This is a genomic window from Staphylococcus sp. LCT-H4, from assembly GCF_001866145.1.
GTDB lineage: Bacteria > Bacillota > Bacilli > Staphylococcales > Staphylococcaceae > Staphylococcus > Staphylococcus succinus.
In genome coordinates, this window is record NZ_MODY01000001.1 from 910,736 (window position 1) to 937,656 (window position 26,921).

The 26,921-nt window shown below is 35.1% G+C and carries 22 protein-coding genes and 1 other annotated feature (1 of these 23 cut by a window edge); of the genes, 15 read left to right on the forward strand and 7 right to left on the reverse strand.

The genetic code is table 11. The features are described 5' to 3' along the window. Window positions 1–64: 64 nt before the first annotated feature. On the forward strand, window positions 65–364 hold the full coding sequence (locus BK821_RS04165; RefSeq protein ID WP_046836983.1) for a hypothetical protein: 300 nt from the start codon (window positions 65–67) through the stop codon (window positions 362–364). A gap of 293 nt (window positions 365–657) precedes the next feature. Beyond that, the gene (locus tag BK821_RS04170; protein WP_046836982.1) at window positions 658–1,557 is read left to right on the forward strand and encodes an ABC transporter substrate-binding protein; all 900 of its coding nucleotides are present in this window, start codon (window positions 658–660) and stop codon (window positions 1,555–1,557) included. Window positions 1,558–1,623: 66 nt separating this feature from the next. On the opposite strand, the gene BK821_RS04175 is transcribed toward BK821_RS04170, so the two are convergent. After that, window positions 1,624–2,457: an aldo/keto reductase gene (locus tag BK821_RS04175; protein WP_046836981.1), complete on the reverse strand. Its 834-nt coding sequence runs from the start codon at window positions 2,455–2,457 to the stop codon at window positions 1,624–1,626. Between the two features lie 330 nt (window positions 2,458–2,787). Here BK821_RS04175 and BK821_RS04180 point away from each other — a divergent pair, with 330 nt between their 5' ends. The 13 genes from BK821_RS04180 to BK821_RS04240 all read left to right on the forward strand — a co-directional run bounded on the left by BK821_RS04180 (window position 2,788) and on the right by BK821_RS04240 (window position 17,408). After that, on the forward strand, window positions 2,788–4,209 hold the full coding sequence (locus BK821_RS04180) for an APC family permease (protein WP_046836980.1): 1,422 nt from the start codon (window positions 2,788–2,790) through the stop codon (window positions 4,207–4,209). A gap of 122 nt (window positions 4,210–4,331) precedes the next feature. Next, a complete protein-coding gene (locus BK821_RS04185) occupies window positions 4,332–4,784 on the forward strand; it encodes a MarR family winged helix-turn-helix transcriptional regulator (protein ID WP_046836979.1) in 453 nt (150 codons plus the stop codon). Between the two features lie 41 nt (window positions 4,785–4,825). Continuing rightward, a complete protein-coding gene (locus BK821_RS04190; RefSeq protein WP_071331283.1) occupies window positions 4,826–5,440 on the forward strand; it encodes an FMN-binding negative transcriptional regulator in 615 nt (204 codons plus the stop codon). Between the two features lie 121 nt (window positions 5,441–5,561). After that, window positions 5,562–5,921 (forward strand): DUF1304 domain-containing protein, encoded by a 360-nt coding sequence (locus BK821_RS04195; RefSeq protein ID WP_046836977.1) that lies wholly within the window; start codon window positions 5,562–5,564, stop codon window positions 5,919–5,921. Between the two features lie 72 nt (window positions 5,922–5,993). After that, window positions 5,994–6,368 (forward strand): nuclear transport factor 2 family protein, encoded by a 375-nt coding sequence (locus BK821_RS04200; RefSeq protein ID WP_046836976.1) that lies wholly within the window; start codon window positions 5,994–5,996, stop codon window positions 6,366–6,368. 317 nt (window positions 6,369–6,685) lie between these two features. Beyond that, window positions 6,686–8,059 carry an MFS transporter gene (locus tag BK821_RS04205; RefSeq protein ID WP_071331284.1) on the forward strand — a complete coding sequence of 458 codons (1,374 nt, stop codon included), beginning with the start codon at window positions 6,686–6,688 and terminating at the stop codon, window positions 8,057–8,059. Window positions 8,060–8,285: 226 nt separating this feature from the next. Beyond that, a complete protein-coding gene (locus tag BK821_RS04210) occupies window positions 8,286–8,669 on the forward strand; it encodes a hypothetical protein (RefSeq protein WP_046836974.1) in 384 nt (127 codons plus the stop codon). A 34-nt stretch (window positions 8,670–8,703) separates the two neighbouring features. After that, window positions 8,704–9,222: a hypothetical protein gene (locus BK821_RS04215; protein WP_141768360.1), complete on the forward strand. Its 519-nt coding sequence runs from the start codon at window positions 8,704–8,706 to the stop codon at window positions 9,220–9,222. A 242-nt stretch (window positions 9,223–9,464) separates the two neighbouring features. Further along, window positions 9,465–11,039: a fatty acid degradation protein FadX gene (gene fadX, locus BK821_RS04220; RefSeq protein ID WP_071331286.1), complete on the forward strand. Its 1,575-nt coding sequence runs from the start codon at window positions 9,465–9,467 to the stop codon at window positions 11,037–11,039. A 17-nt stretch (window positions 11,040–11,056) separates the two neighbouring features. After that, window positions 11,057–12,583: a long-chain-fatty-acid--CoA ligase FadD gene (gene fadD / locus BK821_RS04225; protein ID WP_046836971.1), complete on the forward strand. Its 1,527-nt coding sequence runs from the start codon at window positions 11,057–11,059 to the stop codon at window positions 12,581–12,583. An 80-nt stretch (window positions 12,584–12,663) separates the two neighbouring features. Continuing rightward, window positions 12,664–13,872, forward strand: a complete 1,209-nt coding sequence (gene fadE / locus BK821_RS04230) for an acyl-CoA dehydrogenase FadE (RefSeq protein WP_046836970.1) — start codon at window positions 12,664–12,666, stop codon at window positions 13,870–13,872. A 52-nt stretch (window positions 13,873–13,924) separates the two neighbouring features. Beyond that, a complete protein-coding gene (fadB, locus tag BK821_RS04235; protein ID WP_071331287.1) occupies window positions 13,925–16,183 on the forward strand; it encodes a 3-hydroxyacyl-CoA dehydrogenase/crotonase FadB in 2,259 nt (752 codons plus the stop codon). A 34-nt stretch (window positions 16,184–16,217) separates the two neighbouring features. Continuing rightward, the gene (locus tag BK821_RS04240; protein ID WP_046836968.1) at window positions 16,218–17,408 is read left to right on the forward strand and encodes a thiolase family protein; all 1,191 of its coding nucleotides are present in this window, start codon (window positions 16,218–16,220) and stop codon (window positions 17,406–17,408) included. A 156-nt stretch (window positions 17,409–17,564) separates the two neighbouring features. On the opposite strand, the gene BK821_RS04245 is transcribed toward BK821_RS04240, so the two are convergent. From BK821_RS04245 to BK821_RS04270, 6 genes are all read right to left on the reverse strand, one after another. Further along, entirely contained in the window at window positions 17,565–19,409 is a 1,845-nt protein-coding gene (locus tag BK821_RS04245) for an assimilatory sulfite reductase (NADPH) flavoprotein subunit (protein WP_071331288.1), read from the reverse strand. Window positions 19,410–19,740: 331 nt separating this feature from the next. Then, window positions 19,741–20,481, reverse strand: coding sequence for a cyclase family protein (locus BK821_RS04250; protein WP_046836966.1), 741 nt, complete (start codon window positions 20,479–20,481; stop codon window positions 19,741–19,743). A gap of 22 nt (window positions 20,482–20,503) precedes the next feature. Beyond that, on the reverse strand, window positions 20,504–22,753 hold the full coding sequence (gene metE, locus BK821_RS04255) for a 5-methyltetrahydropteroyltriglutamate--homocysteine S-methyltransferase (protein WP_119596686.1): 2,250 nt from the start codon (window positions 22,751–22,753) through the stop codon (window positions 20,504–20,506). Next, a complete protein-coding gene (locus tag BK821_RS04260; RefSeq protein WP_071331290.1) occupies window positions 22,747–24,588 on the reverse strand; it encodes a bifunctional homocysteine S-methyltransferase/methylenetetrahydrofolate reductase in 1,842 nt (613 codons plus the stop codon). The genes metE and BK821_RS04260 overlap by 7 nt, the downstream gene beginning before the upstream one ends. Beyond that, window positions 24,542–25,717: a cystathionine beta-lyase MetC gene (metC, locus tag BK821_RS04265; RefSeq protein ID WP_071331291.1), complete on the reverse strand. Its 1,176-nt coding sequence runs from the start codon at window positions 25,715–25,717 to the stop codon at window positions 24,542–24,544. Before metC ends, BK821_RS04260 begins: the two co-directional genes overlap by 47 nt. After that, window positions 25,714–26,817 carry a PLP-dependent transferase gene (locus tag BK821_RS04270; RefSeq protein WP_071331292.1) on the reverse strand — a complete coding sequence of 368 codons (1,104 nt, stop codon included), beginning with the start codon at window positions 26,815–26,817 and terminating at the stop codon, window positions 25,714–25,716. The genes metC and BK821_RS04270 overlap by 4 nt, the downstream gene beginning before the upstream one ends. 63 nt (window positions 26,818–26,880) lie before the next feature. Beyond that, window positions 26,881–26,921 (reverse strand) — a binding site (T-box leader); it runs 336 nt beyond the window's last position.

Genomic DNA, 26,921 nt, shown 5'->3' on the forward strand with positions numbered 1-26,921 from the left:
GCCAAGCTTTATATGTAGTAGCAGTAAGGTCTTGTATAATGCGCATAAATTAGGAGGGATTCAAATGGTTGTTCGTGATAATAAACGTATCAAAGTCAAACGACTCAATGAAACTCGTTCAAGTGGTATCTCTGTCATGATTGAAGAAGGCGGTTTAGGAGCCGATCAATATTATCAAATTGAAAAGCAAAATGCGAAAACATCAGAAGAACACTTACATCAGTTTGAACATGAGTTAACAGAAATGACTAATGTCGGATTAATTGATTTATTGACTGTAAATGCCCAAGAAAGTACGAATAAGGACTATAGTGAAGCTTTAAAAGCAATCCAGTTAGAAGTGTTACATCGCATGGAATCATGAAAATCAATAGCAATTAGACAGAAAGTATCTGTGTTATAAATATTATCCCAAACAATAGGCTGTTACTAAAGTAAACCAAGGACTTTAGTAACAGCTTTTTTAGGTTGTAAAGTTGTTGATTGGGGACATGATTAACATAAGAAAGAAATTAATACAGGTATTAGTCGACTTCAATAATGAGAGCGTGAGCTTTAAATTGATGAATTTATTAAAAGCTATTGCTGATTAATAATAAAAAGAATAAAATATAAATGATATTGATAATCATTTTCAAAATTCGAAGGGGAATATTTATGAAAAAATTTATAGCTTTTATTATTTTAGTAACATTATTATTAGCTTCTTGTAGCCACCAGAGTGAGGCAGAGAAAAGTGAAGATACAAGGAGTTATGAATTAGATAGTGGTAAAAAAATAGACATACCTAAAAAACCTAAACGCATTGCAGTCATAGCAAATACATATGCTGGTGGATTGAAATATTTAGGCGGGAACATTGTGGGCGTGACTAAAGATATTGATAAGAGTAAAGTACTTAAAGATAAATTTAAAAACACCGAGAAATTCAGTGAAAATGATGTAGAAAAGGTTGCAAAGCTCAAACCTGACTTAATTATTGTAGATACTACAGATAAAAATATTAAAAAGTATCAAAAAATAGCATCTACAATCCCCATTGAGTATGGAAAAAAAGATTATTTAGATACACAAATTGAATTAGGGAAAATGATTGGAAAAGAAGAAAAATCGAGACAATGGGTGAAGGAATGGAAAGATCAAACCTCAAAAGATTCTAAAGAAATCAAACAACAAATTGGTGAAAACGCAACGATTTCTATTTTTGATGATTTTAGTAAAACAATTTATGCATTTGGTAAATCTTGGGGGCGCGGAGGTGAAGTGGTTTATCAAGCTTTTAATCTGAAAATGCCCAATGCTTTAGAGAAAGTTGTTAAAAAAGATGGATGGAAAGAATTATCTCAAGAAAAATTACCTCAATACTCGGGAGACTATATTATTACAATGAGTGAGGGGAAATCTAAACCTGAATTTGAAAAGAATAATATTTGGAAAAATATCCCCGCTGTTAAAAATAATCATGTAATCAACGTTAAAGCAGAGACGTATTGGTTTAATGATCCTTACTCTTTAGATTATATAAGAAAAGAAATTAAGTACCATTTAATAAAATAAAGTAATCATAAATAAAAGGCATATCAGTTTTGATAAAACTGATATGCCTTAATTAGATATTGAAAATTAGCCATTAAATTCTAATGGATTAGGTCCGATGCGTTTATTTTGGTTCAAGGCATCGATGCGTGCAATCTGTTCTTCAGTTAATGAAAAATCAAATACATTTATATTTTCTTCTATTCTATGTGGTGTTACAGATTTTGGAATTGTTACGACACCATGTTCAATATTCCATCTAATGACTACTTGTGCAGCTGATTTTCCAACTTCTTCAGCAATAGCATTAATTGTTTCATCAGTTAAAATTTCAGCATTCATCAGTGGAGACCAAGATTCCATGTGAATGTCTGTTGTTGCTAAATAATTTCTTAATGATTCTTGTGTGAAGTAAGGGTGAAATTCAACTTGGTTAATCACTGGTTTAATAGAAGTTTGATTTTTTAACGCTTCTAAATGCTCGATGTTGAAATTACTTACACCAATATTTTTAACTTTACCAGCTTCATATAGTGCTTCCATACCTTTCCAAGTATCGATAGTTAATGCTTCATCTGTACCTGGCCAGTGAATAAGATATAGGTCTAAATAATCAAGGCCTAAGTTATCAATAGAAGTTTGGTAACCTTTGATTACATTGTCTTTACCATATTGATCTAACCAAAGTTTAGAAGTGATAAATAAATCTTCTCTTTGGATACCAGCTTCCGCCATACCTTCTTGAATGCCAAGACCTACCATTTCTTCGTTGCCATAAACCAATGCTGCATCGATACTACGATAACCATTTACGATTGCATGTTTGACTGCATCTTTAGCTGTGTCATCATTTTCGACTCTAAATACGCCTAAACCTAATTGTGGCATTGTGTTGCCATTATAAAATTTGATATTTTGCATAATTACACTCCTTTGTATTAGATAGATGTACGTGCATCTAAATAAATTTTATATTCACTATTGTAAGCATTATAGAAAGGAAATGAAAGTACGCACTTTTAAGTACCTAAGAAAGTATAAATATATTTTTTGTTTTGCATGATAAATATGATCACTCACCAACCGTTATCATAGGAAATAGCAAGTAATCATTAAAAATTTATATAGGTATTTGAGCTTGGGAAGCATAAGTATAATTTAGAAGTTAATTCAAACTAATATGTACATTATATTTAAAAATGATTATACTTAAAAACATGTTTGTTTTTAATACACAAGGAGTAATACGAAATGAATATAATGAGTAGAATATTTCGAAAAGAAGAAGTATCGCGTTATCAAAATAAAGATGCGCATTTAGAACGTACACTACGAGTTAGGGACTTTTTAGCTTTAGGTGTCGGAACCATTGTTTCGACAGCAATTTTTACTTTGCCAGGCGTTGTTGCAGCGGATCATACGGGACCTTCTGTGAGTTTGTCGTTTTTAGTTTCAGCAATTGTTGCCGCACTTGTAGCATTTGTCTATGCTGAAATGGCTTCAGTAATGCCATTTGCAGGATCTGCATATACATGGATTAGCATATTGTTTGGTGAGTTTTTTGGATGGATTGTAGGATGGGCACTTATTGCAGAATATATGATTGCAGTGTCTTTCGTGGCATCAGGATTCTCAGCAAATTTACAAGGATTATTAAAGCCCTTCGATGTTTCATTACCGAATGCACTGTCGAACTCTTTAGGTACTAATGGTGGCATGATTGATGTGATTGCAGCTATCGTTGTAGTTATTACGGCTTTGTTATTAGCTAGGGGCGCTTCAGAAACAGCACGTGTTCAAAATACTTTAGTAGTATTAAAAGTATTAGCAATTTTTCTCTTTATAATAGTAGGCATAAGTGTCATCAATATTGGGCACTATGTACCATTTATTCCTGAATATAAAGCTACAGCTGCTGGATCATTTGGCGGCTGGCAAGGTATATACGCAGGTAGTTCTGTAATATTTATTGCCTATATTGGATTTGATTCTATTGCTGCTAATTCAGGAGAAGCAATTAATCCACAAAAAACAATGCCATTAGGAATTTTAGGTTCATTGGGTATTGCTGTAGGGTTATTTGTAGCAGTTTCTCTTGTATTAGTAGGTATGTTTGATTATACAGCATATAAAGATAATGCAGAGCCCGTGGGCTGGGCATTACGTACGAGTGGTCATGAAACTGTTGCTGTCATTGTTCAGGCTGTTTCAGTTATTGGTATGTTTACTGCTTTAATTGGTATGATGCTTGCAGGATCACGCTTATTGTATTCATTTGGGCGTGACGGTATTTTACCTTCTTGGTTAGGTAAATTAAACAAGAAGAACTTACCAAACCGTGCTTTATTTATATTGACAATAGTAGCTGTTATAGTAGGTTCTGTATTTCCTTTTGGCTTCTTAGCGCAACTGATTTCTGCAGGTACACTTGTAGCATTTATGTTTGTTACTATTGGTCTATATGCTTTACGTCGTAGAGAAGGTAAAGATTTACCGAAACCGGCTTTTAAATTGCCATTATATCCAGTTATGCCAATAATCATATTTATATGTGTATTTGCAGTGTTTTGGGGATTAAGTGGACAAGCGAAATTCTATACGATGCTCTGGTTCATTATAGGAATCATTTATTATTTGTTTTACATTTTAAAAAGTAGCTTTAAAAAAAGATAAAATAGTATCATTTTAAGCACCTATCACATAGATGGGTGCTTTTTTATAGATTTATTAAGTGGGTAAATGAGTAATATGTTATAGTGGTTATATATTGCAAATGCAATAAAAGGAGTGTGTTGATGAAAGATATATTAAGAGATATTGGGGTTATTTCTAGAGCATTAGACTCTATAAGTAATATTGAATTTAAAGAAATAGATTTAGCTAAAGGACAGTTTGTTTATTTGGTTAGAATCTATGAAAATCCAGGCATCATACAAGAACAGTTAGTTGAAATGTTGAAAATTGATCGTGCCACAGCTTCAAGAGCAATTAGTAACTTAGAAAAAAACGGTTTAATTATTAAAAAGTCTGGTGAAAATAACAAAAAAAATAAACTACTGTTTGCCACAGACAAAGGAGAAACGTTATATCCATTCATTATAAGAGAAAATGAATATTCTAATGCAGTTGCGTTAAAAGATTTTTCTGAAGAAGAAATTAAAGCGCTAACGGATATGCTAAAAAGGGTTAAAGAGAATATTTCTAATGATTGGTCATACGTTAAAAAAGGAAACAAGAGAATTTATTAAAGAAGATAAATATCATGATCAAGTCATTAAGGGGGAAAAGTATGTACATACCAAACCATTATAAAGAAAATGATATACAAGAAATTAAAAGGTTTATGATGCAACACCAGTTTGTAACTGTCGTCTCTACAGATAATGGTAAGCCATTAGCAACACATGTGCCTATTAATATAACTGAGGACGAGGAATCTATTTATATTTCAGGCCATTTTGCAAAATCTAATACACAGTGGAAAACCATAGAGCAAGCAGATCAAATATTAGTCATATTCCAAGGTCCACATAGTTATATTTCCGCTACGTGGTATGAAGAAGAAGACGTCCCTACATGGAATTATCAAAGTGTTCATGTGTATGGTAGAGGCAAAATTTTAACCGAGCAAGCATTAAAGCATGATCTATCATTACTATTAGATAAATACGAGAAGCATCGTTCTAATGGGATGACTTGGGGTAATATGTCAGAGAAGACACGAAAACAAATTCAAGGTATTGTTGGCTTTCAAATAAAAGTTTTAGAAATTAACGCTGCTTATAAATTAAGTCAAAAACGTAGTGACCAAGATAAAAGTAATATCATTGAGGCGCTGGAAAGTTCTGAAGATGACTTAAATAACAAGGTAGCTAAAGCAATGAAAAGATGTGTTTTGGATTAAATTATAGAAGATAAACTGCTTTATAATGTTTGTTAGCATATTACGATTCAACCTACTGGCAGGTATAGGGAAAGTGCAGTAAAATATGTAAAACAAGTGTAATTATAAAGGGGAGTCTAAAGTGAGTGTTATTTCTATTATATTAACAGTATTAGTGGCAATTGAATTCTTCTTTATTATGTATTTAGAGACCATTGCGACACATTCTAAAAGAACAAGCAAGGTGTTTAATATTAGTGAGGAAAAATTAAAAGATGAAAATGTTAACGTCTTATTAAAAAATCAAGGCGTATATAATGGTGTGATTGGATTATTATTGTTATATGGTGTTACCTTTGCGAGTCATCCTAAAGAGATGGTGGCTTTACTTTTAATTTATATTATAATAGTAGCAATTTATGGAGGCCTAACGAGTGATAAAAGTATTATGCTCAAACAAGGTGGTCTACCTATCATTACTTTATTGTCGTTATTAATTTAATGCACTTTGTATAGTACGTTATGATAATCGAACATAAATGCGAATCGTATTTTAGTAAAGGAGGATGAAAAAATGGATACATTAGATGCATATTTTAAATTATTTGATGAGGCAAGATATAGCGAAACGAGTTTTGATGCTTTGGTTGCATTATTTAGTGAAAATATAACATTTGTACTTAATGGCCATGCGTATCATGGTAAAGAGGCATGGGTTAACTTTGTGAAAAAAGTATTTGAAATGAATGAAGATTTAAAACATATGAGCAATGGCTGGTATCAAAAAGATGATGGCAGTTATGAAGCGAAATGGGCGATTTGTGGTAAAAGATATGCTACGGGTGTCTATACACAAGAAGGTATTGATATCGCTAAGCTAGATAAAGATAACAAAATCAGTTACTTAGAAAATAAACCATACGATGCGAACTTGTTTTCATCTATATAAGTTACGATGTAGCGATCACTTACATTTGAGTAGGTGATTTTTTTAATGTTATTTTAAATAATTATAAAATCAAGTACTATAAAATATCGCTGATGTGATAATATCTATCTAGTGCGTATTTTTCCAATAGTTACGTGCTTGTAAAGAAAGATAAGGTGATATAAGCAATATTTTAATTGTTAAGCCTATCACTCTATTAAGTATCTATTCTTACGTTGACAAGATGTGTGGTAAAAGTCTACGCAATAATAGTGATACCGAGCCGTATCATATATGTTAAATTATGCGCCAATATAGATTAGGAGGCGTTATACACCATGAGTACGAAGCAACATTCAGAAAATAAATTGATTTTAGCTATAGTATTAAGTATATTAACGTATTGGCTTTTTGCCCAATCGTTTATTAATATATCGACTCAAGTTCAACAAACATACCAAACTACAACTGGTATAGTTAACTTATCTGTGAGTCTTACCTCTTTTGCAACAGGTCTATTTATGGTTGGTGCAGGAGATGTGTCAGATAAAATAGGTAAATTAAGAATGACTTATATAGGTATCATTTTAAGTATTATTGGATCATTGTTGATTATCATATCTAGTGTTACTGCATTATTAATCGTAGGTCGAATCTTTCAAGGTTTATCTGCAGCAATATTATTACCAGCAACCGTAGGGGTATTAAATGATCAATTTAAAGGAAAGGCGTTGCGCCGAGCTTTTAGTTATTTAATGATTGGCAGTGTGGGTGGCGTAGGGTTTGCGTCTGTCATAGGTGGTCTTATAGCGACGTATATCAATTGGCAAGCTAACTTTATAGTTTCAATAATTGTAGCCATCATCGCCTTTATTCTTTTATTAGGAACGAAAGAAGAAGCAAAAGAAATTATTGATAAAAGACCGTTTGATTATATGGGGATGTTCCTTTTTGCATTGCTCATAGGTAGTATCACTTTATTTGCGACGCAAGGATTTGAACAAGGTTGGCTTAGTTTATTTTCTATTTTATGTTTGCTTGTGTTCATCATAGCGACTGTTTCATTTATTATATATGAACGACATAAAAATACGCCATTTATCGATTTTTCCTTATTTCAGCATCGAGGTTTTGTAGGTTCATCGATGAGTAATGCGGTATTAAATTCTGGTATGGGTACGATGACGGTATTTAATATATACGCACAAACAAAAGTGGGGCTAAATGCATTTCAAACAGGATTAGTAACCGTGCCGTATGTCATTATGGCTATATTAATGGTTCGTTTAGGAGAAAGGTTATCATTACGTTATGGAGGGAAACCCATGTTACTTATGGGGCCACTATTTCCAGCAATAGGGATTATATTTATTAGTTTAACGATATTACCATCACATTGGTATGTAGCAGCTGCAGTATTTGGCTTTGTTATTTGTGCGATAGGAAATGGCTTATGTGCTACGCCAGGATTAACGATTGCGATATTGACCATACCTGATGAAAAAGTAGGACTTGCTTCAGGCATTTATAAAATGTTTGCAACACTTGGTAGTGCCTTTGGTATCGCACTCAGTACGACTGTCTTTGCGATATTACAAAGTTCATACAATATAAGCATTGCTGCAACATGCACATTTTTAATAATGATGAGTATTATGATCTTAGGCGTAATATTGACTCAAATAATCATTCCGAAAAATATAAAAGCATAGGCTCGAAATATATGAGCGCATTACGTTAAATAGTAAACATGAATATAGAAAGCGTTTAGGAAGAAATCATAGCGATGATATCCTAGACGCTTTTTTAAAATATACAATTGTTTTAATGGCAAACATAAAATAAAGAACGCTATATTAATTTTATAAATAAGATTCTTATTTATTAACTTTTTTAAAATAAAAGTTTGGTACAATGTTATATAGAAGGAGGAATAAAATGAAATTAAAAAGAATAGTTGCATTAGTTTTGATAGGCGCATTCGCACTTGCTGGATGTGAAGATGGGGAAGAGAAAACACCTAAAAAAGAGGCACTGGATAAAAATAAGCATGAGCTTGTTTATTTTGAACAGCTAGCAAATGGTGATGAAGATTATCCTAGAGTTGAAATGGCATATAAGGATAATAATGGCAAAACACATACATATACGGCGGCAGGCGATAAAGTTTATGAACATATTTTAAAAGGCAAAAACAAATCTCCTTATGTCGTTAAAGATGGAAAGAAATACCATGTTTATAGAACACCCTATATGACATATGATAATAAAGAAATAGAAGGTGAAGTTAAAGACAAAGGCGAAGTAGATAGCCATGATTAAACGACTTAGTTTAATATTGATTACTTTAGTCTCTATGAGTATTTTACTTTCACCAATAACAGAAGCGATTGGAACAAGTAGTGGAGCGAGTACATCTTCTTCAAGTAGTGCTTCGAGTAGTACATCAGCTTCAGGTGCTAGAAGTAGTATGAATTCAAGTGCAGCACGTACAAGTGTGAGAGCAAGTATGAACAATGCTAGAAGTTTATCATCACAGCGAGCAAATTCCTTGTTGAGTAAATCAAGCTCACTTGCAAGGCCACATGCTATATATAGTGCGGGCGGTTCGTATCAAGAGCAACGTCGTGCTGCTATGTATTTTAATAATTCACTGTTTTACTGGATTGTTATGAATAATCATAGTATGAGCATGCATAAACAACAGCAAATATTGAAACAAAATATGCGTCCGAAAGAAAAGCTATATACGATTACAATAAAAGGTAAAGATAACAAAGACCATGTATTAGTAGTTACAAAAAAAGATTACGACACTATTCAAAAAGGCGCCCATGTAAAATATAAAAATGGAGAAATTGAAGTGATTTCGTAAATTATCGAAAAAGTAATTAATATGAACACGAATGAATTTATCATTTGTGTTCTTTTTTTCTGTAAAAATTATTGAATTATATAAAGAATAAATCTATTTGTTATATTTTTGTAAAATTTTAAATTTTTGCATAATTTTCAAAAATAATGGTATATTACATGTAAGGGATTACATTGTTAAAAGGAGAGATAAAACCATAAAAATAACCTAGGTTGGATTATACAAAGATAGGAGATTACTGTATGAAAATTATTTCATTTTCTAATTTGAAAGATATCATTAATTCGGGTGATGTCATATCAATAGCAGCTTTATCATCTGGTAATTTACCAACTGAAATACTTAAAGCAATTGTTGACCAACACGATAACTTTAACACACCTCAAGACCTGACAATAATGCTAACGAATGATATTAGTGATTATCGGGGGGATAGTTATGATTTAGATTCTTTTGTGACGCGGGGCATGGTAAAGCGACTGATTACAAGTATTATTACTGCTGCGCCTGAAACGATTCGTGCTATGCGTAATAATGAAATTGAGGCATATTATTTACCACAAGGTGTTATTGCAACACATTATCGAAGTCAGACTGATGCTTCTCCAGGAACAATAACCAAGATCGGACTCAATACAAATGTAGACCCGAGATATTCTGGCGGCAAGGTCAATGCAAAGACCACCGAGGATTTAGTATCTTTGATTGAAATTGGAAATCAAGATTATTTGAAGTATCATTTTCCAGAAGTAGATGTGGCATTACTTAGAGGAACATATGCCGATACTCAAGGTAATATTTTTATGACCCATGAATCTCATCTGGGTGAAGGATATAGTGTAGCAGCCACCACGCATAAAAATAAAGGTAAGGTAATTGTGCAGGTTAAAGAAATTATTCAGAGCGGAAAATTTAATCCAAGTGAAGTATTTATTCCGGGAGAACTTGTAGATTATGTAGTAGTGAATGAAGATTCAAAATATCATAGACAGGCGATTCAATCTTATTATGATCCGGCACTTTCAGGCCATTATCAAATTACTGAGATGCGAGAACCTTATCTAGATTTAAATACCCGTAAAGTTATTTTGAGGCGATCTGCTCAACTATTACTCGAAGGTGATGTGGTAAGTATTGGTTTTGGCATAAATAATGAATTATCCAATGTATTAATTGAGGAAGAGGCAGATCATTTGGTTCAACTCAATATTGATACTGGCGTCTTCGGTGGCATTATCGGAAGTAGAGATTACTTTGGAATGAATTACAATTTAAGTGCCCGCATGAGACATGACCAGACGTGGGATTTTATATACAACAGTGGTCTTGATATTGCTTTTTTAAGCTTTGCAGAAGTCGATCAACATGGTAATGTGAACGTCTCTAAATTTGGAGATAAAATGAACGGTTGTGGAGGGTTTATTGATATTAGTCAAACGGTAAAAACAATAGTCTTTTCAGGTGCGATGGTTGTGGGGGGTCAACTTAATTACGACGATGATGGTGTACATATAACAGCGCAAGGTCATGCAACTAAATTTGTTGAAGCAGTGGGGAGTATGGACTTTAATGCTGAATATGCCCAAGAGTTAGGCCAAGAAGTATATTTTGTCACCGAGCGCGCAGTGTTTGAATTAACAGAGCAAGGCTTAAAATTAATTGAAATTGCAGCTGGACTAGATTTAGAAAGAGATATTTTAGCAAATATGGATTTTAAACCGTTAATTTCCGAAGAACTTAAGGTTATGGACAAAGCTATTTATCTCCAGCAATGGGGAGGTTTGGCTCACGAGATTAGATCGGAGTATCGTCTATAAATAAGGGGGAGAAAAATATGAACTATGACTGGATAAGAACTAGGGCAGATTTTGATGAAGTAAAAGCAGCAGTTATCGATCCAATGAAAGGTACAGAATGGTCGTATCAAGATATGAATGCACGCGCAGATAATCTAGCTAACTATTTACACAATCAAGGTATTGAACGTGGAGATGTAGTAGGTATATTTGCACCTAATGATGTTGCAATTCTAGATTTGTTGTTTGCTTCGTTCAAATTAGGAGCCGTATATTTACCAATAAATTGGAGATTAAAGCCACAAGAAATTGAAAGTGTCATTGATGATTCACAAGTAAAAATGATTTTCTATGCAGCGAAGCATCTATCAAGTTTGCAAGGTATCGCAGATGATTTGGTGCATATGGATATTGACTCACAAGAATATGATGCCATAGTAGACCCGAAACAGCATAGTCCCTTTAAAGCAGCAGATTTAGAGAGCGATGATTTAGCAGTATTAATGTATACCAGTGGCACAACAGGGTTACCCAAAGGTGTTATGTTTACGTACGACTCATTTGTTAATAATCCTATTAATTTAGTATTAACTTATAGAATAGATGCGGATTATAGAACAATTATCGCTACGCCCATGTTCCACGTGTTAGGGTTTAATGATTTAACCTTACCCTTATTGATGGCAGGTGGTACTGTGATTCTACAACGCTACTTCAATGGAGAGGCATTGAATAACTTGATGGAGGCATATCAACCCAACTATTTAATTTTAATACCAACAATGTATTATGCCATGCTTGTGGCAGATAATTTTAACCCTCATAATTTTGAAAACCTAGACTTTTTGATTCAAGGGGGATCAGCGCCATTGCCTGGCGTACAGAAAAAATTTAATGCCATGGGACACTCAATTATTAATGGATATGGTTTAACAGAAGCGCCGCTTGTCATGGTTAACACACCAGAAAACGGCGTGAAAAAACCTGGTAGTATTGGTAAACCTGTAATGTTTATCGATATTCGAATATTCGATGAACATTATGAAGATGTTCAAGTTGGTGAAATTGGCGAATTAGCTGTGAGAGGTAAAAATGTAACGCCAGGATATTGGAACAAACCAGAAGAAACAGCCAAATCCTTTAAAGATGGATATTTCCTAACAGGTGATTTAGCTAAAATTGATGAAGATGGGGATGTATTTATTGTTGACCGTCGTAAAGAGCTTATTATTACTGGTGGTGAGAATGTGCTCCCATCTGAAGTTGAAGCAGTATTATCAGAACACCCATTGATTGCACAATGTGTCGTACTTGGTTATGAGAGTCCTAAATTTGGCGAATCTGTTTCCGCAGCAATCGTATTGACAGAAAATGATTCAGATTATGAACAAAAACTCGATGCTCATATGAGAGAGCGATTAGCAGGTTACAAAATTCCAAGAATGTATTTAAAAGTTACACACATGCCACTTAATTCAACGTCTAAACCTGATAAATTAGAGTTAAAGCAAGTTATGAATAAAAAAGCGCATGATGAACATCAACAAGATGATGAACTAGTATAAATTCTCAAAAATGAAAAGACAGTTCAAATTTTTTTGCAAGAAAATGTAAGCGATATCAAATAGAGGCGGAGGTTTTATTTATGTCAACAAAAGAAGAGCTTATTCAAGCACTATATCCAGAAGATATTTTAAGCGTTGCAAAGGATTTAACAGAAGGGGAAGTAAAGTTATTAAAACAGCTGAATGATTTACTAGAAGAAAAATACCGAGATTCTATTAATGAGCATTGGATTAACGCTACTGAGCCGGAAGATTATTTTGAAGAATTGGGTAAATTAAATTATTTTAATAATCCCTTACTGTTTGAAGGACGTGAAGATGCACGCACACCGAGTCAATTATTCCAATTCTTTATGTCTTATACGGTCGCTAAATTTGATGTATCATTAGCAACGCTTTTAGGCGTGCATCAAGGGTTAGGGCATAATGCCTTCCTATTCGGAGGTAGCAAAGAACAAGTGGCTTACTATATTCCTAAGTTACAATCTCATGAATTAAGAACATGTTTTGCTTTAACTGAACCTGAACATGGCTCAGATGTTGCCGGAGGATTAGAAACAACTGCTAAAAAAGAAGGAGATAAATGGATTATCAATGGTGCTAAAAAATGGATTGGCGGCGCTAATGTAGCAGATGTTATTCCGGTATTTGCAGTAGATGTTGAAACAGGAAAGCCTAAAGGTTTTATTATTGAACCCAACCAAGAAGGTGTGGATATTGATGTCATTCAGCACAAAATTGCATTACGTATTGTGCCGAACACCAATATTAAATTGAATAATGTGGTGGTCACAGAAGATAAAAGACTACAGAATATTAATAGTTTTAAAGATATAGCAAAAGTCTTATACTCTACGCGTGCAGGTGTTGCATATATGGCTACAGGTGCAATGGCTGGAGCATTACGTGCAACAAAAGATTATGTCACTAAGCGTAAACAATTTGGTAAAGAAATTAGTAAATATCAATTAATCCAAGAAAAGCTAGCCATGATGCAAGGAAACTTAGCTCAGGCTATGGCAACATGTGCTCAACTCGCACGTATGCAGGCTAAAGGTGAATACGATGAAGTTGCAACATCTACTGCTAAAATGATGAACGCTTTAAGATTAAGGGAATCTGTAGCTATGGGACGTGGTATCACAGGTGGCAATGGTATATTAGCTGCTGAATATGATATCGCTAGATTTTTCTCAGATGCCGAAGCAGTATTCACTTATGAAGGCACACATGAAATTAATGCACTTGTGATTGGTAGATTCATCACTGGAGATTCTGCGTTTATCTAATCAGGTGAATATAAACAATAACTATAGAAATAATCAATTTGGAGGGTTTTATATGACGATAAGAAAAGCGACAGTGCTAGGCGCAGGAACGATGGGTAGTCAAATCGCCGCACTCCTTGTCAATGCAGGCTTGAAAGTGAAGTTGCTGGACATGGTGATAGATGATAATGAGCCTAATAAAATTTCGAAGAAAGCATATGAAATAATCACTAATCCGAAACGCCCACAATTATTCGATTTATCATTTGCATCAAATTTAACGTATGGAAACTTTAAAGATGACTTAAATTCACAAGATGATGCAGATATATATATTGAAGCGGTTAAAGAAGAAGTGAGTATTAAACATCAGATTTGGGATGAAGTGAAAGCTATAGCAAAAGATAAAGCGATCTTTGCAACTAATACATCAGGCATACCAATTGAAGCAATTGCAAACGTATTTAACGATAGCGATAAAGAGAGATTTTTCGGTATGCATTTCTTTAATCCACCGCGTATTATGAAATTGGTTGAAATTATTCCTAACGCAAAGACGTCCCCAGGAGTGTTAGAACGGGTTCAAGCGTTTGCGGAAGATGTTCTGGGTAAAGGTGTTATTGTCGCAAATGATGTTCCGGGGTTTGTAGCTAATCGCGTAGGGACCCAAACAATGAATGACATTATGTATAGAGGAGAGGCACAAGGTTTTTCTATTACAGAAATAGATGCTTTAACCGGACGTAGTATCGGCCGTCCGAAGATGGGCACCTATGGTTTGTCAGATTTAGTTGGATTAGACATTGCTACAGCAGTGATTAGTGGTTTACAACAAGTACCAGAAGAACAACATTTCTTCCATGATACAAAAATTGCTGAAATGTTAGTAGATCGTGGCGCCTTAGGTAATAAAACAAAACAAGGTTTTTATAAAAAAGAAAATAAAAAAAGGCTTGTGTTTGATCCTGGACAAGGTGATTATGTAAAACCACAACCACCACAACTTGAAATTTTAAATAAGTTTAGTAAAGATTTGGCATCAAATTTAGATATCATATTTAATGCACAAGATGACGCAGGGGTGTTTTTATGGGAGACGTTGAGAAATAATTTCTATTATTCTGCAATAAACGTTCCTAAAGCTGCTGTAGATTTTAAAGATATTGATCGCGCTCTAATTTGGGGCTTTAACTGGAAAAAAGGACCATTCCAATTATGGGATTTAATTGGTTTTGATCGTGTGAAAACACGTATGAAGCAAGAGTTAGGACAATTGCCAGAATGGATAGAACAGCGCAATAAACCATTCTATAATGAAGATGAAACGATTGAACGCATTACACCTGTGTCACAATATGTAGATAGTGAAATATGGGATAAATCAGATTCTAATTTGTCTGTAGCAAATAAAGATCAGTTGTTATTAAAATTACAAAGTAAAAATAATGTGATTACTGGAGGATTTCTTGATGACTTATTAGAATCCATTAATAAGTTAGAAGATGAAGACTTTAGCAGTATGGTTATCTACGCAGAGGGAAATAACTTTAGTGTCGGTGCGAATTTGTACCAAATGAAAAAAGCACATGAAGAAAACCAAGTGGTATCAGAAGTAGGAGTAATGGTCGAAAAATTACATTATATTTTCGCTAGACTAAAACATGCATTGAAACCAGTTGTTACTGCTGTTCAAGGTAGAGCACTAGGCGGGGGCTGTGAATTAGTATTACACTCTCCATTTGTTGTAGCTGCAAGTGAATCATATATTGGTCTTGTAGAAACAGGTGTGGGTCTACTACCAGCTGGTGGCGGCCTTGCTGAATTGACGGATCGCGTATTACGCACAAATCATAAAAATGATGATAAACAAGCACAAGTAACAAAAATACTAATGAATGTAGGATTTGCTAAAGTATCAACGAATGCATACGAAGCAATCAGATATGGCTATTTGCGAGACACAGATACCGTGATATTAAATATGGAAAAACGGGTTGAAGTTGCTTTGGATCGCGCACGTTACGAAGCAGCAACAAACTATATTCCAACACCAAAATCACAGTATATTGCTTTAGGAAGTGATTTTAAAGCATTAGCTGAAGGTCAGCTTGATGCTCAACGTCAAGGAAACTTTATCAGTGACTACGATTATGAAATTACGTTAAAAGTAGCGGAGGTGTTATCAGGTGGAGATATACCTCGAAACACATACGTCAACCAACGTTATTTACAAACACTTGAAAAAGAAAGATTCTTAGAACTTCTACAAAATAAAAAAACGTATGACAGAATTTCTCACATGTTAGAAAAAGGGAAGCCGCTACGTAATTAATCATAGAATTGTAAACAAGGAAGGATGAAGTGAAATGCGAGAAGCATATATAGTAGCTTATGGTCGCTCAGCAGCTGGTAAGGCGAAGTTAAATGGAGCAATGGCTCATGAAAGACCAGATGAGGTTGCCGCTAAAGTATTAAAAGGTGTATTGGAAAGAGTAGGGGGCACATTCGATTCAAGTATGGTAGAAGATGTTATCGTTGGAAATTCGTTTCCAGAAGGGTTACAAGGACAAAATATCGCAAGAGCAATAGCACTCTTAGCAGGAATGCCCAAAGAAGTGCCTGGTCAAACAGTGAATCGTTATTGTTCATCAGGTCTTCAAACTATTGCTCATGCAGCGAATCAAATCATTGCTGACCAAGCAGATGTACTTGTAGCAGGAGGCGTCGAATTGATGAGTGCAGTACCGATGGGAGGCAATGAACCAACGAATAGTCCTATTCTTCAAGATAAAGATTCAGGTGTCTCATATCCAATGGGCCTTACTGCTGAAATGGTGGCAGATACTTATAATGTATCTAGAGAAGATCAAGATGCCTATGCTGTACAAAGTCACCAACGCGCGAAAGAAGCGCAGTTAGCTGGTAAATTCACAGAGGAAATCATTCCCATTGATGTTAATAAAGTCTCTTATAATCAAAACGGGCCTGTAGTTAATAAAGCGGTATTTAAAGAAGATGAATTAATTCGTCCAGATACTACTACAGAAGCGTTAGCTCAATTGCCAACAGTGTTTAAGGCTGACGGCACAGTGACGGCAGGGTCTTCAGCCCCGTTGACAGATGGCGCTGGTTTTGTAGTAGTGATGTCTGGTGAAAAAATGAAAGCGCTAGGTGTAAAACCTATTGCACGCTTTGTTGGATTTAAAGCAGTAGGTGTCGATCCTAAATTAATGGGCATAGGACCGGCGTATGCTATTCCGGAAGTACTGAAAGATGCAGAGTTAAATATAGATGACATGGATCTTGTAGAACTAAATGAAGCCTTTGCTTCACAAACACTCGCTTCAATTAGAGAAACAGGCTTAGATATGGCTAAGACTAATGTCAATGGCGGTGCAATAGCTTTAGGTCATCCACTTGGAGCCACCGGCGCAATGCTCGTGGGTAGATTACTTTCAGAGATGAAGAAAAGACCAGGTTCCAAGTATGGTATGGTCACGATGTGTATTGGTGTCGGTATGGGTGCTGCAGGTATTTTTGAATATGTAGGGAACTAATATAGCGATATGTTAAGTTAACAACAACTCATAATTAGAAAACACCTTAAGGGATAGAGGGAAAACCCGTTCCTTTAAGGTGTTTTTTTATGATGCTTTTTAATTTAATCTAAATAATTGGGACGTAACGGAAAGTATCGCATTGCAGAAATATGATTAATAAACATCACGCAGGTAACGTTGATTTTTAATTAAGTCACTTAAATAGTGCTCAGCTTCGATTTCATCATAATTTCCGTGGTGGGTTAGTACATTTATTAAGGCGTTGTGTACGCCCTTAGCCATTTCATCTTTATCACCGCACAGATAAATGGTTGCACCTTGCGATAACCAACGATAAAACTCTGCGCCGTTTTCTTCTATACGATGCTGAACGTAAATTTTATTCTCAGTATCACGTGAAAAAGCTAAATCTAATTTACTGAGTACACCGTCATTGAGCCAAGCCTCTAAATCACTTTGATATAGGTAATCAGCATAGTAATTTTGATTTCCAAAGATTAACCATTGAGACCCTTTTAATCCTAATTGTGCTCTTTGTTGGAGATAGGCTCTATATGGCGCAATTCCTGTGCCAGCGCCTATCATAATAACCGGTGTCGATTCATCGTAGGGGAATTTGAAATGTGCATTTTTCTTGATGAAGACAGGAACCGTATCTCCAGTGTTCACGCGTTCAGCAAGTTGTACAGAGCAAACACCTAAACGTTCACGATGATGTGATTCATATCGAACTACTCGTACAGTAATATGAACGCTATGAGGATTGACTTGGTTACTGCTTGCAATAGAATATTCTCTAGGTGGTAGTTTTCTTAATAATTGGTTTAACATATTGGGTTCAAGTGATACTGGTGAAAAATCTTTAATTAAATCAATAAAGTCTCGGCCATCAATATAGCTTTGAACCCAATCACTTTTTTGTACATTTGCATTTAACATTGGGTTTCTAAATAACTCAGCAGCTTGATTTACCAATGAAGGTGTTAACTTTGAAATCTCAAAGTAGTGTGTTAATGCTGCTCTGACTGTCCAGGGTTGTGCGTCTTTTCCAATGTGAATAACCGTATCGGGTTGCCATCTTAGAGTTTCTAGCACATGCTCAACGAGAGAGGGATGATTTTCAGGAATGATAACTAAACTATCACCCGGCTCATAAGATTCGTTGTATCCCTCGAGTGATAATTCAAGATGTCTGACCTCTCTTGTGGCATTCGAATCTGTTAGTACAGCATTTACTAGGACTTCAGCGTGAAACGGATTGACTTTAGAGTATGCCTCCTCATCAGACGTTTCAATCGTGACATGTGACTCCACTGAATCATCGATAGCAGAATGATTAGGAGCATTTTGAGAAAGTAAGTTCACCATATCTGTCATCCATTTTTCAGCGTCATCTTCATAATCGAAGTCACAATCTACTCTATCAGCTAAACGCTGTCCGCCAAGTTTACCCAGGATTTCATCAAATTCTTTACCTGCTTGGCAAAAGTCTGGGAAATCTTGGTCTCCAAGTGCTAACACCGAGAATTTCAAATGCGTTAACATAGGTGCTTGATCACTGTGTAGGAATTCGTGAAAATCTATAGCATTGATTGGAGGCTCTCCTACACCTTGAGTTGAACAGATAATGAACAGATAAGTTGTATTTGGTAGCTCATTTTGTGGAAAGTCATCCATATCCCACAAGTGAACATTGAAATGATGTGATTTTAAGGTTGCTTCGAATTGGTCTGCAATTTCTTCAGCATTGCCTGTTTCTGTTCCAAATAAAATGTTGATTTCTATCGGTTCATCAGAATGAGTACCCGATGCTTTGGCAGAGGTATCAGTTTCGCTAATATTTGAAGATGTAGAAGTGATTGTTGTATCTTGATCATCGGAATGAAGTAAATAACTACTTAACCAATGTTGTTGATTTGTCGTAAGCGTTGGTAAAAGTTGATTTATAAGACCCAATTGTGTTTGATCAAAAGGGGTGTTTTTTTCATTAAGTTCCAAAGCAGTCACCTCGTTTTATTTTTTCTTAAGAAAGATGGTGAAAATTTCATATCATTACTATTTGAAATTTATAAAAATTATAACATTATTGAATATGTTTATTAATTATTTGTGATTTATGTAATGTTTGAATGTATAGGCTATCTTTATAATTTTAATATAGAAAAACCCCAAATCGTTCTGAGTTAAAGAAGATTTGGGGTTCGTATATTTAGAAAGAAGATGATTATTTACAAGAAGGGCTCAACTTCTTATAAATTAATAATATTTAATGGCTAGAGTTATGTTTGTTGCTGAATTGCAATTTTTTGAAGTCATTCTAGAGTGACTTTTAAGGTTTAATAGCAAAAGCGCGTACCGGAAATCCAGGTGCATCTTTTGGTTTAGGGCTAATAGTGTAAATGATAGCACCTCGCGTTGGTAATAGGTCTAAATGAGTGAGTAATTCAACCTGAAACGTATCTTGACCTAATATATAGCGTTCACCAACAATATCACCGTTTTTAGCTACATCTATAGAAGCGTCTGTATCAAAGGTTTCATGACCTATGGCTTTAACCTGACGCTCTTCAAGGAGATATTGTAGGGCATCTAAACCCCAACCTGGTAAATGAAGGTTACCCTTGCTATCTCTATTTTCAAACTGTTCGATGTCAGGCCAACGTTTGGACCAATCGCTGCGCAAAGCAACAAAAGTACCAGATTCTATCTTGCCATGAGCTGCTTCCCATTGTTCAACATGTTTGCGCGTTAATATGAAATCAGCATCTTTAGCTACTTCTTGTGAAAAATTTAAAACAATAAGTGGTAGGGCAAGTTCTTTTAAATCGAGTTCATGTAAATACCGTTTATGTTCTACAAAGTGGATTGGGGCATCAATATGTGTACCATATTGACTGACAATATTCCAATTCTGTACATAAAATCCATCATCTGCTACGTTAAATAATGTCGAGACTTTCGCACGCTCAAATTCACTGAAGCATGGGATGGTTTCATCAAAAGTGTGGGTCAAATCAACCCACGTTGATGATTTTAATTGTTCTAATTGATTCCATAATGGATAACTCATGTCTATCACCTGAATTCAGTTATTATTGAACAGTTGCTGAGTTTGTCGTCTTACGTAATTTATCAACTGAATTGACTAATACAGTTAAGGCTTCTTTTACTTCGTCTTCTTTACGTGTTTTTAGACCACAGTCTGGATTTACCCAGAAAAGAGAGCGGTCAATTTCTTGTAAAGCGCGGTTAATAGCTGCTGTAATTTCTTCTTCAGTCGGAATACGTGGACTGTGTATATCATAAACACCTAAACCGATACCTAAGTCATATGTGATATCTTCGAAGTCTTGGATTAAGTCACCGTGACTACGCGAAGTTTCAATGGAAATCACGTCTGCGTCTAAGTCATAGATAGCATGGATGATTTGTCCAAACTGAGAGTAACACATATGTGTATGAATTTGTGTTGCATCCGCCACTGAAGATGTAGCGAGCTTAAAGGAATGTACAGCTTTATCTAAATAGTCAGCATGATACTCTGAACGAAGTGGTAATCCTTCTCTTAATGCTGGTTCATCTACTTGAATAATTTGAATGCCAGCTTCTTCTAAAGCGAGCACTTCTTCATTGATTGCTAAGGCGATTTGATCTTGTACTTCTTCACGGAGTAAGTCTACGCGTTCAAATGACCAGTTTAAGATGGTTACTGGACCAGTTAACATACCTTTTACAGGTTTGTCTGTTAAACTTTGGGCATACAATGTTTCTTTAACTGTAAGTGGTTCAGTCCATTTAACATCTCCATAAATAATTGGCGGCTTAACGGCACGAGAGCCATATGATTGAACCCAACCAAACTTAGTCACTAAGAATCCTTGTAGTTTCTCACCAAAGAATTCTACCATGTCATTACGTTCGAACTCTCCGTGTACTAAGACGTCTAAGCCTATATCTTCTTGGATTTTAATCCAACGAGCAATCTCATTTTTTAAGAATGTTTTGTAATCTTCATCTGTAATACGGCTGTTCTTCCAATCTGCACGTTGTTTACGTACTTCTTGAGATTGTGGGAATGAACCAATCGTAGTTGTTGGTAAATCAGGTAAGTTTAAAAGTGCATCTTGTGCTTTTTTACGTTCAGAAAATACAGATTGTCTTGAAGTGCGGACACTATCGAAATCATATTCAAGGTTTTTGAATGATTGATTTTGGAAACGCTCATAACGGGCTTTAAGTTCATTGTATTTAGTATCATCATTTTCATTAAATAAACGTCTTAATGCATCTAATTCATCCAGTTTTTCAGTTGCGAAACTCAGACCTTCTGCAATAGATTCATCAAGTGATTCGTCATCTAATGAAACTGGTACGTGTAATAATGATGATGAAGGTTGGATGACAAGGTCATTTGTATTTTCTGATAATGTTTCAATAAGTGATTTTTTAGCTTCAATATCGGCTGCCCAAACATTACGTCCATCAATAATACCTGCATAAAGCGTTTTAGAGTTATCCAAATCTCCAGCTTTAATTTGTTCTAAGTTAAAGTTACGGTCATGAACAAAGTCTAGACCTAAACCTTTTACAGGTAAGCTGTTTAAGAATTTTAAATTAACGCGTTCAAAATAAGTTTGAATGACAAGATGTTCACCTAAACCAGCTTCAGCGAAATAGTCGTATACAGCTTTTGTGATATTTTCATAATCTGAACTATCATCTTCAACAAGTACAGGTTCATCAACTTGAATATATTCTGCACCAGCATCTACTAATGATTGCAATACTTCTTTATATAAAGGTAATAATGTATTTACTTTTTCTTCGAATGATTGGTTGCCACCTTTAGATAATTTCACAAACGTAACAGGGCCAACAATCACAGGATGTGCATTAACATTTAAAGATTTTGCATAGTTAAAACGTTCTAACAATACATTACGATTTAATTTTGGTTCTGCATTATCCCATTCTGGTACGATGTAGTGATAATTTGTGTTGAACCATTTTATTAAAGCACTTGCAACATGTTCTTTATTCCCTCTAGCGATATCAAACAATAAATCATCATCTATTTCTCTACCTTGGAAACGTTCAGGGATAATGTTAAATAGTAAAGAAGTATCAAGAATATGGTCATAAAGTGAGAAATCACCGACTGGGATACTTGATAAGTTATAGTTTTTTTGTAGCAATAAATTTTCTTTATGCAAATCTGTTAACTGTTGGTGTAAAGTGTCTAAATCTACTTTGTTTGACCAGTAACCTTCGATTGCTTTTTTCCATTCTCTTTTTCTACCTAATCTTGGGAATCCTAAGTTTGATGTTTTAATTGTCATAATATTGCCTCCTGTTTATTTGAAGTAATTTGTTTAGAGTATGCTGCAAGTTCTAATGTGTATTCGACACTTTGGAATGGTGTGATTAAATACAAACCATTAAAATATTCGTGTACAGTGTCGATTAAGTCTTTTGAAAGTTCAAGGCTTAATGCTTTTGTTTTTGCTTTATCATTTTTAACAGCTTCGAATTGCTCTAAAATTTCATCTGATAATTTGATGCCAGGCACTTCGTTATGTAAAAACAGTGCATTTTTATAACTGGTTACTGGCATAATACCGATAAAAAATGGAGCATCTAAATGTTTCGTTGCTTCATAAACCTCTTTGATTTTTTCAGCACTATAGACTGGCTGCGTAATAAAATAGTTCATGCCACTTTCTAATTTCTTTTCTAATCGTCTGACTGCGCCATCTAATTTTTTTACATTAGGGTCGAAAGCACCTGCGATGTTGAAGTTTGTCTTTGTCTTCAGCGCATCACCATCAGTGTTGATTCCTTTATTGAAGCGTAGTGCAATTTCGGTTAACCCTTTGGAATTCACATCGTATACGTTAGATGCACCGGGTAAATGACCAATTTTAGAAGGATCACCAGTAATGGTTAGGATTTCATTGACTCCAAGTAGTGATAATCCTAATAAATGAGATTGTAATCCGATAAGGTTGCGATCTCGACACGTAATATGTACGAGAGGCTCTATAGCGTATTGCTGTTTAATGATGCTAGCTGCTGCAATATTACTGATTCTGACGGTTGCTAATGAATTGTCGGCTAACGTCACTGCATCAATATTAGCGTCATCAAGTTTTTTGATATTTCTGAAAAATTTGTCTGTGTCTAGGTGCTTCGGCGTGTCCAATTCCACAATAATTGTTGGATGCTGTTTGACTTTTGATGTTAAAGTTTGTTGTTGGGAAGTTGTATTGGAACGACTACTTTGTTTGGTAATGGGTATAACTTTCTTATTTGAAACGGGTTTTAAATCTTTTATAGACGATTTGATAAATTGAATGTGTTCAGGTGTAGTACCACAACAGCCGCCAATTAAGCGAACACCTTCGTTAATGAGTTGTTGTGCAACTTTGCCAAAGTAGGCAGCATTATCACTATATCTAAACTCACTATTTTCAATATCGAGTAAACTTGCATTAGGATAGCAAGAGAGATAAGCACCTTCAGGTAATTCAATATGTGAAAATGATTGCTGCATATGGTGTGGGCCATGATGACAATTTAACCCAATAATGTCAGCACCACTTGCTGCGACTTGCTTTAATGCAGTATTAATTTCTGATCCATCTCTGAGATAATTGGTATTTAAAGCTGTTAATTGTGCAATGATAGGGATATCATATTTGCGTCTTGTTGCTTTAATAATATTAGTAAGTTCTTCTAAGTCATAATAGGTTTCGAACAGTAGACCATCAACACCAGCTTCTACTAAAGTATCAACTTGTATTTCAGTGTGGTATTGTATTGCAGATAAGCCTAAGTCTTCTTGTTTAATTCCTCTAAAGCCACCTACAGTGCCGAGTATAAATGTATCGTTATTTGCAGCTTGTTTAGCAATTTGAACGGCAGCTTGGTGGATATCTTTGACTTTATGTTCTAACCCAAACACTTTTAATTTTTCAAAATTTGCACCATACGTATTGGTCTGAATGATATCAGCACCAGCTTCAATATAAGATTGGTGAATGCGTTGAACTTTGTCAGGATGTGTCAGGTTGTATGCTTCTGGACAAGTATCTAAACCTTCAGAATAGAGGATGGTCCCAATAGCACCGTCAGCGACGAGTATGTTGTTCTTCAGTTTGTTGAGTAGTTGACTCATTGAAAGCCTCCTTTAATGCATAATTTATATCTGCAATTAATTCTTCAGGTTGTTCTAGGCCAACGCTAAGTCTGAATAAACCGAACGTAATATTACGTGTTTCTCTTACTGCCTTAGGTACTGCGGCATGAGACATTGTAGCTGGATGAGAAAGTATCGTCTCTACTCCTCCAAGACTTACGGATACAAGCGGAAGAGATAACGCATCTACAAATGCTTGTGCTTTTGTTTCATCTTTTAATCTGAAACCTAAAACTGCACCACCATGACGTGCTTGAGATAAGTGTAACTTATCATTACCTGGGTAATATACTTCAGCAATTTCTTCGCGTTGAGATAAAAAGGTATAAAGTTTTTGTGCATTTTCAACAGATTGATTAAATCTAACAGGTAAAGTTTTTAAATGTTTTGCTAATGTCCAACTATCTTGGGCTGATAATGCAGTACCTGTCCCGTTTTGTAATAAGTAAAGTGCGTTTGCAACTGTTTCATTGTTTGTAATAGCTACACCAGCAATAATATCGCTGTGGCCACCTAAGAACTTCGTTGCACTATGTACAACAATATCTGCACCAAGCGCTAGGGGTGACTGTCCCAGTGGTGTCATAAATGTATTATCAACGGCTACTAAAAGCTTATGTTGTTTGGCAATGTTTGCCACACCTTTAATATCTGTGATTTTAAACAGTGGGTTAGAAGGTGTTTCAACATAAATTAATTTAGTGTTCTTTTGGATGGCTTGCTCGATTTCATATAATTCTGTTGTATCTACTGTCGTAAATTGAATGTTAAAGCGTGTTAAAATTTGCTCGGTTAACCTGAAAGTACCGCCATACACATCATCGGGTAAGATAACATGATCTCCAGCATTTAAAGTAAGTAATACTGATGAAATGGCTGCAATACCTGAAGCATAAGCGAAAGCATAATCTGCATCTTCAAGTTTGGCTAATTTCTCTTCTAGTAATGCACGGTTCGGATTACCACTTCTAGCGTAATCATATGCAGCATCGCCACCTAAAACTTTTTGGTGGAATGTAGAAGAATCGTACAAAGGAGGATTGGCTGAATCATAATCTTTCCCTCTATGTGCATCAAATATCAATTCGGTTTCTTTGGATAAACTCATGAAATCACTCCTTCTTTAGATTTTTCTAATGCTTGAATAATATCTTTTTCAATATCTTCATAGTTTTCTATACCAATAGATAATCTAAGTAAATGTTCGTCGATACCACGTTTGTCTTTTTCTTCATCCGGCATATCAACATGTGTTTGTGTATAAGGGAAGGTGATAAATGTTTCAGTGCCACCAAGACTTTCAGCGAAAATGCAGACGTCTAAGTTTTCTAAAAAGCGATTAGCTTTATAAGATTGGTTTAGGCGTAAGCTTAGCATGCCAGTACGTCCGCTATATAGGACTTGATCAATAGCCTCTAAATGCTTACATCGCTCTGCTAATAATTTGGCATTATATTCTGAACGATCCATTCTAAGGTGTAATGTCTTTAAACCACGTTGTAGTAAGTAGCTATCGAAAGGCGATAGTGTAGCACCAATCATGTTGTGTAAATCTGCAAATTGTGTTGCTAAAGATTCGTCTTTAACTGTTACAACACCTGCCAATACATCGTTGTGGCCACCGATGTATTTAGTAGCTGAATGTAAAACGATGTCAGCGCCTTCTTCTAGTGGTGTTGAAAGATAAGGTGTTAAGAATGTGTTGTCTATTATGGTTAATAAGTTGTATTCCTTACTTAAGATGTAGTATGGATCTACATCAACTTCAATCATTTGTGGGTTTGAAATAGGTTCGATAAACAATGCTTTTGTATGCTCTGAAACACTTTGTTTTACTTCTTCATAATTTAGGAAGTCTACATACTTAAATTGGATGCCGTATTGTTGCTCATAGAAATCAAAGAGTCTAAATGTGCCGCCGTATAAATCGAAAGACACTAATATTTCATCACCTGATTTAAACAAGTTACAAATAAGTTGAATGGCTGCCATGCCACTAGCAGTTGCAAAAGATGCGACCCCACGTTCTAATTTTGCAAATGATTCTTCAAATGCTGAGCGTGTAGGATTTTTAGTTCTTGTATAATCATAGCCTGTTGATTCACCTAAATGAGGGTGTTGGTATGCTGTTGATAAATAAATTGGATTCGCAATCGCTCCGGTATGATCTTGTGATAAAGCAATTTGTGCTAGTTCAGTATTTTTCATAATAGATAACCTCCTTGTTAAAAATAAAAAAGCTTCCGTCCTTTAAACCCGAATATATCGGATGTAAAGGACGAAAGCTTAGCTCGCGGTACCACCTTTGTTTG

What these genes read in the sequence shown, in the direction of transcription:
- fadE (WP_046836970.1), top strand. Translation starts at nt 12,664, where the DNA reads ATGTCAACAAAAGAAGAGCTTATTCAAGCACTATATCCAGAAGATATT.
- BK821_RS04240 (WP_046836968.1), top strand. Translation starts at nt 16,218, where the DNA reads ATGCGAGAAGCATATATAGTAGCTTATGGTCGCTCAGCAGCTGGTAAG.
- metC (WP_071331291.1), bottom strand. Translation starts at nt 25,717, where the DNA reads ATGAGTTTATCCAAAGAAACCGAATTGATATTTGATGCACATAGAGGG.
- BK821_RS04170 (WP_046836982.1), top strand. Translation starts at nt 658, where the DNA reads ATGAAAAAATTTATAGCTTTTATTATTTTAGTAACATTATTATTAGCT.
- BK821_RS04260 (WP_071331290.1), bottom strand. Translation starts at nt 24,588, where the DNA reads ATGAGTCAACTACTCAACAAACTGAAGAACAACATACTCGTCGCTGAC.
- BK821_RS04185 (WP_046836979.1), top strand. Translation starts at nt 4,332, where the DNA reads ATGAAAGATATATTAAGAGATATTGGGGTTATTTCTAGAGCATTAGAC.
- fadX (WP_071331286.1), top strand. Translation starts at nt 9,465, where the DNA reads ATGAAAATTATTTCATTTTCTAATTTGAAAGATATCATTAATTCGGGT.
- BK821_RS04175 (WP_046836981.1), bottom strand. Translation starts at nt 2,457, where the DNA reads ATGCAAAATATCAAATTTTATAATGGCAACACAATGCCACAATTAGGT.
- fadD (WP_046836971.1), top strand. Translation starts at nt 11,057, where the DNA reads ATGAACTATGACTGGATAAGAACTAGGGCAGATTTTGATGAAGTAAAA.
- BK821_RS04200 (WP_046836976.1), top strand. Translation starts at nt 5,994, where the DNA reads ATGGATACATTAGATGCATATTTTAAATTATTTGATGAGGCAAGATAT.
- BK821_RS04215 (WP_141768360.1), top strand. Translation starts at nt 8,704, where the DNA reads ATGAGTATTTTACTTTCACCAATAACAGAAGCGATTGGAACAAGTAGT.
- BK821_RS04190 (WP_071331283.1), top strand. Translation starts at nt 4,826, where the DNA reads ATGTACATACCAAACCATTATAAAGAAAATGATATACAAGAAATTAAA.
- BK821_RS04165 (WP_046836983.1), top strand. Translation starts at nt 65, where the DNA reads ATGGTTGTTCGTGATAATAAACGTATCAAAGTCAAACGACTCAATGAA.
- BK821_RS04210 (WP_046836974.1), top strand. Translation starts at nt 8,286, where the DNA reads ATGAAATTAAAAAGAATAGTTGCATTAGTTTTGATAGGCGCATTCGCA.
- BK821_RS04180 (WP_046836980.1), top strand. Translation starts at nt 2,788, where the DNA reads ATGAATATAATGAGTAGAATATTTCGAAAAGAAGAAGTATCGCGTTAT.
- BK821_RS04270 (WP_071331292.1), bottom strand. Translation starts at nt 26,817, where the DNA reads ATGAAAAATACTGAACTAGCACAAATTGCTTTATCACAAGATCATACC.
- BK821_RS04250 (WP_046836966.1), bottom strand. Translation starts at nt 20,481, where the DNA reads ATGAGTTATCCATTATGGAATCAATTAGAACAATTAAAATCATCAACG.
- BK821_RS04205 (WP_071331284.1), top strand. Translation starts at nt 6,686, where the DNA reads ATGAGTACGAAGCAACATTCAGAAAATAAATTGATTTTAGCTATAGTA.
- fadB (WP_071331287.1), top strand. Translation starts at nt 13,925, where the DNA reads ATGACGATAAGAAAAGCGACAGTGCTAGGCGCAGGAACGATGGGTAGT.